This is a genomic window from Streptomyces huiliensis, assembly GCF_020037025.1.
Classification (GTDB): domain Bacteria; phylum Actinomycetota; class Actinomycetes; order Streptomycetales; family Streptomycetaceae; genus Streptomyces; species Streptomyces huiliensis.
The window spans coordinates 1-8,317 of sequence record NZ_JAIQLH010000028.1; the positions used below are offsets into that span (position 1 = coordinate 1).

The 8,317-nt window shown below is 72.6% G+C and carries 5 protein-coding genes; 4 read left to right on the forward strand and 1 reads right to left on the reverse strand.

The features are described 5' to 3' along the window. On the forward strand, positions 1-1,111 hold a 1,111-nt coding region (locus JNW98_RS06510; RefSeq protein WP_223767115.1), incomplete at its 5' end, for an SUKH-4 family immunity protein. A 195-nt stretch (positions 1,112-1,306) separates the two neighbouring features. After that, positions 1,307-2,209 (forward strand): coiled-coil domain-containing protein, encoded by a 903-nt coding sequence (locus tag JNW98_RS06515; RefSeq protein ID WP_223767116.1) that lies wholly within the window; start codon positions 1,307-1,309, stop codon positions 2,207-2,209. Between the two features lie 65 nt (positions 2,210-2,274). On the opposite strand, the gene JNW98_RS06520 is transcribed toward JNW98_RS06515, so the two are convergent. Next, positions 2,275-4,128: a lytic transglycosylase domain-containing protein gene (locus tag JNW98_RS06520; RefSeq protein ID WP_223767117.1), complete on the reverse strand. Its 1,854-nt coding sequence runs from the start codon at positions 4,126-4,128 to the stop codon at positions 2,275-2,277. A gap of 522 nt (positions 4,129-4,650) precedes the next feature. On the opposite strand from JNW98_RS06520, the gene JNW98_RS06525 reads away from it, so the two are divergent. Both JNW98_RS06525 and JNW98_RS06530 read left to right on the forward strand, forming a co-directional pair. Beyond that, positions 4,651-5,439, forward strand: coding sequence for an ABC transporter ATP-binding protein (locus JNW98_RS06525; protein WP_223767118.1), 789 nt, complete (start codon positions 4,651-4,653; stop codon positions 5,437-5,439). Then, the gene (locus JNW98_RS06530) at positions 5,436-8,000 is read left to right on the forward strand and encodes an ABC transporter permease (RefSeq protein WP_223767119.1); all 2,565 of its coding nucleotides are present in this window, start codon (positions 5,436-5,438) and stop codon (positions 7,998-8,000) included. Before JNW98_RS06525 ends, JNW98_RS06530 begins: the two co-directional genes overlap by 4 nt. Positions 8,001-8,317 lie beyond the last annotated feature (317 nt).

The following is an 8,317-nucleotide window of genomic DNA, read 5'->3' on the forward strand; positions in this document are numbered from 1 at the left end:
CCCGCCGGGCGGCGTGCACGCCGCGGCCACGATGCTCGCGAGCCCCGGCACGCCGGGTGTCCCGCCGGCGCCCAACGCCCCGCAGCCGCCCGGTGGTTACGGTTACCCGCAGGCGCCGGCCGGCGTCCCGACCGTGGGCCCCGGCTACATGGCCGTCCTCCGCTACCGCGCCCAGGACGGCTCGGAGCAGCAGGTCATCCGCCGCAGCGCGCCGGGCACCCCGCACCCCGAGTGGCAGATCCTGCACGAGCTGCGGTCGATGAACGTGCCGCCGCAGCAGGTGCTGGAGCTCCACACCGAGCTGGAGTCCTGCGACCTGCCGGGCGGTTACTGCGCCCGGATGGTCCGCGAGACCTGGCCGCAGGTGCGCGTCAGCCACACCGCGGCGTACGGCAGTGACCACGCCGGCCGCCAGCAGGGCGTGCGGCACCTGCTGGAGCACCAGGGCGAGCTGCACCAGGTCGCGGGCGCGCCCGCCCGTCCGGCGCCGAACCGGGTGCCGCTGCCGCAGCAGCACCAGGTGCGTCCGGCCCCGCCGCTCGCGGCGGACGCCATCGCGCGCGAACTGCTGGACTCGTTCGGTCCGCAGGGCGTCTTCCGTTTCGACCAGCGGGCCGTCTCGCGGCAGGGCGTGCCGGAGGTGGTGGCCCAGACGCTGGTGTGGGCCGGGCTGCCGGCCGACTTCGGGCCGTTCTTCTGGGCGCAGGCCCAGCCGGGCCGCCCGGTGCCCACGCTCGCGGAACTCGCGATGGAGCGCGGGGTGCAGCCGGCGTCGGACGCCGGTTCGTACCTGGTGATGGGCAGCGACTTCGGGCGGCAGCTCTGCGTCCAGTACGGGACGGCGCACATCGTGGCCGTCCCCCTGGAGGCGGGTCCGGACGGAAGGCCGGCGACGCCGCAGTTCGTCAACACGAGCCTTCCTCAGTTCGTACGCTCTTTGGCGTTGCTCGGGCGCATGTGGCGCTGGCGCTACGGTCTGACGCCGGAGCAGGCGGGGCGCTGGACCGTGGACTTCCAGGACCAGATCGCCGCGCTCGACCCGGTGGCCTTCTCGTCGCCGGAGAACTGGTGGGCGGTGCTGCTGGAGCAGATGTGGGACGGTCTCTTCTAGCGGCCGGCCGGGACTCGACGGCGGCAGGGCGCTCGTCCCCGCGCACGGGGGGCCGGGCGCTCCGCGCTGTCGGTCGGCGCATCCTTGACAGAACAACCAGGCGGAGTGTCGTGTTTTGGGCACTTCCCTCGTGCGGGAATGATGTGCGCCTGACCGCGTCGCAGACCGGGGATCCGGATATAAGGGGCTACAAGCATGAGTGCATCGGTGTCACCTGACGGTTTCACTGTCGTACGAGGCCGCGGCTACCGGCCTGACCAGGTTGAGCGCGCCCTCGCCGAGTTCGCGCGGCAGCGCGACACCGCCTGGGAGCGCGCGGCGCGGCTGACCGTCCTCGCGCGGGAGATGGAGGACGAGGTCCAGCGCCTCACGCAGGTGGTGGCGCAGCTGCCGCCGCAGACGTACGAGACGCTGGGCCCGCGCGCCCAGGGCCTGATCGCCACCGCCGAGGTCGAGGCGCTGGGCCTGCGGGAGCGGACCGAGGCCGAGGCCGCCGAGATGCACGACGCGGCGGGCGCCTACGCCCGCAAGGTCCGCGACGCCGCCCACGAGTACCAGGTCGGGGTGCGGGCGGAGGCCGAGGAGTGGGCGCGGCAGGCGCAACTGGCGGCCCAGACGGTCGCGGACGAGCTGCGGGCGACGGCCCGGCAGGACGCCAAGCAGTGGCGCGCGGACGCCGAGGCGGCCCTTCACGAGATGCGCGAGCGCACGGCGGCGATGCTGGCCGACCAGGAGAAGGAGCACGCCGAGCGCTGGGAGGTGGCGGGCCGCGAGGACGCCGAGCGGGAGGCCGCGCTGGACGCCCGGGTGGCCGCGATGGAGGAGTACGCGCGGTCCACGCTCAACGAGGCCCAGCGCCGGTACGCGGACGCCGAGGAGGCCGCCCGGCACGGCCAGGAGGACGCGGAGGCGCAGGCCGCGTCACTGATCGCGCAGGCCCGCGTGCGCGAGGAGCGGATCACGCGGGAGACCGAGCGGGTGCTCCGGGAGCACGAGGAGCGGCGCGAGGAATTGCGATCGCACATGGCCCACGTGCGTCACAGCCTGGCCGCCCTGACGGGCAAGCCGGTGGCCGAGGACCCGGCGCTGGGCGACTGACGGGCCGTACGTCCCGTCCCCCCCCCGGTGGGTGGTGAGGCGGACGGGACGTACGACGGTGTGCGTCAGCCCTTGGCGCGGGTGGCCTTGGGGCTTGGGCTGGAGCTTGAGCTCGGCGTGGCCGGGGTCGGCTTGCCCTTCTTCGCTCCGTCCTTCTTGTCCTTGTCGGTGCCCTTGTCGCCGGGCTTGCCGGACTCCTGAGGCTTGTCCGGCTTGTCGCCGACGGTCAAGTCCAGGACGAGCTGTGTGCCGTTGCTCGCGGTGAGGCGCAGGGTGAACTTCCCCTCCTTGCCGCCGGCGAGCAGCTCCGGCAGCGACACCTTGCCGTCCTTGTCGGTCAGCTCGGAGAGCGTCAGTTTGCGGGATTGCTTCTTGCCGTCCTGGAAGTACGGGCCGGTCTTCGTTTCCTTGCCGCCTTCGAGAACGGTCGCCGTCAACGTCAACCGTGCCCCGGCCACGGGCGCGCCCTTGTCGGTCGTCGCCCGGATGGCGAGCTCCCCGAAGGATTCGCCGATCCCGACGCTCAGGTCGGTCTGATCGGCTGTGAGCTTGTCGACCCGGGGTGCGGCCGTGACCACCGCGGTGAACTCGACCTTCGCGTCCTCGCGTCCGTCGATGGTCGCCTGCACCTTGTACTCGTCGGCCTTCTCGCCCGCGGTGAGCTTCGGCGCGGTGAGGTAACCGTTCTTGCCGGTGGAACGCGTGATGGTCCTGGTGTCGTCGTCGAAGTGCGGCCCGTCCTTCCCGAGGACCTTGAACACGATTTTGGTGCCCTCGACGGGCTGCCCGTCGGCGGTGAGCGCGCGCACCTTCAGCCGGTCCTCGAAGACCTTGCCTGCCTGCGCCTTCAGCTCCTGCTTGCCCACGGGCACCAGGCGAGTCGCCGTCGCCGGCGGCGTCGGCTTGTGGTCGCCCGGCTTGTCCTTCCCGGGCTTGTCCTTGTCGCCGCCGCCCGGCTTGTCCGGGTGGGGCTTCGGGTTGGGCTTGGGCGTCGTCGGTGTCGTCGGCGTCGTGTTCCCCGGAGTGGGCCGGGACGGCGTCGTGGGCACGGTCGGCACCGTGGGCACGGTCGGAACCGTCGGGATCGTCGGCAGGGTGCTGCCGCCCGGCGACGACCCGATGGGCGGGTTCGGCACCGCGCCCCCGCCGCCGTTCTGGTACGTGCGCATCCACGCGAGCACCGTGTTGAGGTATTCGCGGGAGGAGTTGTAGCGGAGGACGGCCTTGTCGACGTCCCCCTGCTTGCTCAGGTCGAGCCCCCCGGCACACAGGTAACGGGCCGTGCCGGCCGCCGCGTCGAAGACGTTGTTGGGGTCCTTCTGGCCGGTGCCGCGCCCGTCGGCGGCGTAGGCCTGCCAGGTGGACGGGATGAACTGCATGGGTCCGACGGCGTGGTCGAACTGCCGGTCCCCGTCGTACCGGCCGCCGTCCGTGTCGCGGACGAGCGCGAACTTCTCGCCCGTCAGGGGCGGGCCGATGATGGGCTTCGCGCTGGAGCCGTCGGTGCGGAGGCCGCCGCCCATGCCGCCGTGGTCGGACTCCACCTTGCCGATGCCCGCGATGAGTTCCCAGGGCACGTGGCAGTTGGGCCACTGCTCGCCGGCGAGCTTCTCGGCGTTCTTGTAGGCGGCCAGGGCGGTCGCGGGGATGCCGGTGGCCTTGTCCGGGCCGCCGTCGGGGGTGCCGGTGCCCGGCGCTCCGGGGGTGCCCGGCGGGGGAACGAGGTCGGGGAGGGCGAGGTTGGGGGAGCCATGCGGCAGTCTCTGCGGGTTGCCTGGCCCGGGGGCGGGGTCGCCGCCGTCCGCCGCGTTGTGCGGCGGGCTGGCGCCCACCGCCGCGGTGGTGAGGCTGGCGACGAGCAGAGCAGTGCACAGTCCCTGTCGGGAGACGCTGGCAGCGCGCGCACGAAGTATCTTCACTGAGGCTGCTTCCTTGGGAGACCGGCGGCCGGGCGCAGGGGAGGCTGTCGGACGCCCCCCTCGGCCATAGACCCGAACACTAATTCCCTCAAGCCCCAATTGTCTTGCCCCGGGACGGGCTTCACGGTTTCTTCGCGAGGCGTTCCCCCGGAAGGGACGGCGGTTCGGCCGTTTCGCCCGCTCGCCCACGACGTGCGGCACTCGGAATGGATCATTCCGATTCTGCACGACCCTGAGAAGAAGCCCGCCCTCAGGGGTGCGTCCCCTAGGGGTTGGCCCCTACATCCCCACCGGTGCCGTTCGTCCCGCAGCAGGAGGAGGGGCGGGCATGCCGCTCCCTAGGCTCGTCGTACGGTCCGCCGGAGGGCCGGGGTGGGGTAAGCCCCACCACCGTTACACCGCCGGACCCCATCGCGGCACAGGCCGCGGGACAGCAGGCTGGTACAGGCCCGGAGAGGCCCGTCGAACGCGTCGCGGACGACGCGGAAGCGCCGACAACGCAGCAGGAACAGGAGACCGACCGTGAAGACGGCTGTATCGATTCCCGTGACCGGGAGCGGCGGAGGACGGACGGCCGTGGCGGCGAGGGCGCGTCAGGTCCTCAAGGCGTACGGCTCGGGGGAGACCCGCGTCACCGCGCTGGACCACGTCGACGTGGACATCGCCCGGGGGCAGTTCACGGCCATCATGGGCCCGTCGGGGTCCGGCAAGTCGACCCTGATGCACTGCCTGGCCGGCCTGGACACGGTCACGTCCGGCGAGATCTGGATCGACGAGACCGAGATAACCCGGCTCAAGGACAAGAAGCTCACCCAGCTCCGCCGGGACCGGATCGGCTTCATCTTCCAGGCGTTCAACCTGCTGCCGACCCTCAACGCCCTCGAGAACATCACGCTCCCCATGGACATCGCGGGCCGCAAGCCCGACCGGGCCTGGCTGGACCGGGTGGTGGAGACCGTCGGCCTGGCGGGCCGCCTCAAGCACCGTCCGAACCAGCTCTCCGGCGGCCAGCAGCAGCGCGTCGCCGTGGCCCGCGCGCTGGCCGCCCGGCCCGAGATCATCTTCGGCGACGAGCCGACCGGCAACCTGGACTCCCGGGCCGGCGCCGAGGTCCTGGGCTTCCTCCGCCGCTCGGTGGACGAGCTCGGCCAGACCATCGTGATGGTCACCCATGACGCCGTCGCCGCCTCCTACGCCGACCGCGTGCTCTACCTGGCGGACGGCCGGATCGTCGACGAGATGCACCAGCCCACCGCCGACATGGTCCTCGAGCGCATGAAGCACTTCGACGCCCGCGGGCGGGTCTCGTGACCGTCTTCAAGACCTCGCTGCGCAACCTCCTGGCCCACAAGGGCCGGATGGCGCTGTCCGCCGTGGCCGTGCTGCTGTCGGTGGCCTTCGTCTGCGGCACGCTGGTGTTCACGGACACCATGAACGCGACGTTCGACAAGCTCTTCGCGGCCACCGCCTCCGACGTCTCGGTCACGCCCGAGAAGAAGGACGACGTCCAGCAGACCGGCACGCCGCGGACCGTGCCCGCGTCCCTGCAGGGCAAGCTGGCCGCCGTGCCCGGCGTCGCCAAGGTCGAGCCCGAGGCGAGCAACCAGCAGATCACCGTCGCCGACGCCCGCAACAAGGACATCGGCCCCGACTCCGGCGCCCCCACCGTGGGCACCAACTGGAGCGAGCGGCAGAAGAAGTCCGTCGAGATCACCAGCGGCCACGAGCCGCGCGGCGCCGCCGAGGCCGTCCTCGACTCCGACACCGCCGACAAGCGCGGCGTGCGGATCGGCGACACCCTCCGCGTCATCGCGGCCCCGGGCGACTTCCGCGTCCGCGTCGTCGGCCTCGCCACCTACAAGACCACCAACCCGGGCGCCGCGATCGTCTACCTCGACACCCGCACAGCCCAGACCCGGCTGCTCGGCACCACCAGCGCGTACAGCGGCTTCGGGCTGACCGCCGCCCCCGGCGTCGGCGACGAGCAGCTGAAGGAGCGCGTCGTCGCGGCCGTCGGTCCGCGCCTGACCGTGCACACCGCCGCCGAGTCGAAGAAGGAGAACAAGAAGGACTTCGGCTCCTTCCTCGACGTCATGAAGTACGCGCTGCTGGGCTTCGCCGGCATCGCCGTGCTCGTGGGCATCTTCCTGATCGTCAACACCTTCTCCATGCTGGTCGCCCAGCGCACCCGCGAGATCGGCCTGATGCGGGCCATCGGCGCGGGGCGCCGCCAGGTCAACCGGTCGGTGCTCGTCGAGGCGCTGATGCTCGGCGTCATCGGCTCGGTGCTGGGCATCGGCGGCGGCATCGGACTGGCCGTCGGTCTGATGGAGCTGATGCAGGCGGCCGGCATGAACCTGGACACCAGCGAGCTGACGATCAAGGCCACCACGCCGCTCGTCGGCCTGGCCATCGGCGTGCTCGTGACCGTGCTCGCGGCCTACCTGCCCGCCCGCCGGGCCGGGAAGATCTCGCCGATGGCCGCGCTGCGCGACGCCGGCACCCCCGCCGACGGCCGCGCCGGCCGGGTGCGGGCCGGCATCGGGCTGGCGCTGACCGCCGCCGGCGCCGCCGCGCTGTTCGCCGCCGGCACCGCCGACGAGGCGTCCGCCGGTTCCGGGTTCCTCGGCCTCGGCGTCCTGCTGACGCTCGTCGGGTTCGTGGTCGTCGGACCGCTGCTCGCCGGCTTCGTCGTCCGCGTCCTCAGCGCCGTGGTGCTCCGCGTCTTCGGGCCCGTCGGACGGCTCGCCGAGCGCAACGCGCTGCGCAACCCGCGGCGTACCGGAGCGACGGGATCCGCCCTGATGATCGGTCTCGCGCTGGTCGCGGCCCTGTCCGTGGTCGGCTCCTCGATGGTCGCCTCCGCCACCGACCAGCTGGACAAGTCCGTCGGAGCGGACTTCATCGTCCAGGACGGCGGCGACAAGGCGCTGAGTCCCGCCGCCGAGAAGGCCGTCCTGTCGGCCCACGACATCGAGCACTTCAGCCGCTACTTCCACGTCGTGGCCAAGGTCACCACCCCCGACGGGAAGACCGCCACCCAGCGGCTCACCGCCACCGACCCCACCTACGCCGACGACGTCCGCTCCGAGACCGTCCAGGGCCGGCTGAAGGACGCCTACGCCAAGGACGCCATGTCCGTGCCCGAGGGCTTCGCCAAGGACCACGGCATCCGGCGAGGCGACCGGCTGACCGTCACCATGATCGACGGCAAGACCGCCCGGCTCCGGGTCACCGCCCTCACCTCGGACGACACGGCCCTCGACAAGGGCGCGATGTACCTGGACATCGCCACCGCCAAGCGGTACCTGCCGGCGGGCGCGATGCCGCTGACCGGCATGATCCTCGCCAAGGCGAAGGACGGCCGGGCCACGGAGGCGGCCGCCTCCCTCAAGGCCGCCGTCGCCGAGTACCCGCAGATCAAGGTCCGCGACCAGGCCGACTACAAGGCCATGATCAAGGACCAGGTCGGACAGCTCCTCAACATCATCTACGGGCTGCTGGCCCTCGCGATCATCGTCGCGATCCTCGGCGTCGTGAACACCCTCGCCCTCTCGGTCGTCGAGCGGACCCGCGAGATCGGCCTGATGCGCGCCATCGGCCTCTCCCGCCGCCAGCTGCGCCGCATGATCCGGCTGGAGTCGGTGGTTATCGCCCTCTTCGGCGCCCTGCTGGGCCTCGGCCTCGGCATGGGCTGGGGCGCGACGGCGCAGAAGCTCCTGGCCCTGGAGGGGCTCGGCGTCCTGGAGATCCCCTGGCCGACGATCACCGCCGTCTTCCTCGGCTCCGCGGTGGTGGGCCTCCTCGCCGCCCTGGTCCCGGCCTTCCGGGCCGGCCGGATGAACGTCCTGAACGCCATCGCCACCGACTGACCCCACTCGGGGCAGCCACGGCCCGGCCGCGCCACGGGGGTGCGCGGCCGGGCCTGGCGTTGCATCCAGTCCGTCCGGCGTTTGAGGACGCCGGCCGCCTCCAGCCCGTCCGGCGTTTGAGGACAGCACGCGAAGCGTGCTTCGGGGGTGCGGGGGCGCAGCCCCCGTGAGAAACGGGAAGGGGCGGGACAGGGGCAAGCCCCCCGCCCGAGGCGGAACCGGCCCGCGGCCGCCCGGGGGCGCCACTCCCGCCGCCGGGGCGCGGGCCGCCCGTCACCCACCGGCCCGCGCCCGGCCGCGCCCCGACGCCCCCCCCC

What these genes read in the sequence shown, in the direction of transcription:
- JNW98_RS06515 (WP_223767116.1), top strand. Translation starts at nt 1,307, where the DNA reads ATGAGTGCATCGGTGTCACCTGACGGTTTCACTGTCGTACGAGGCCGC.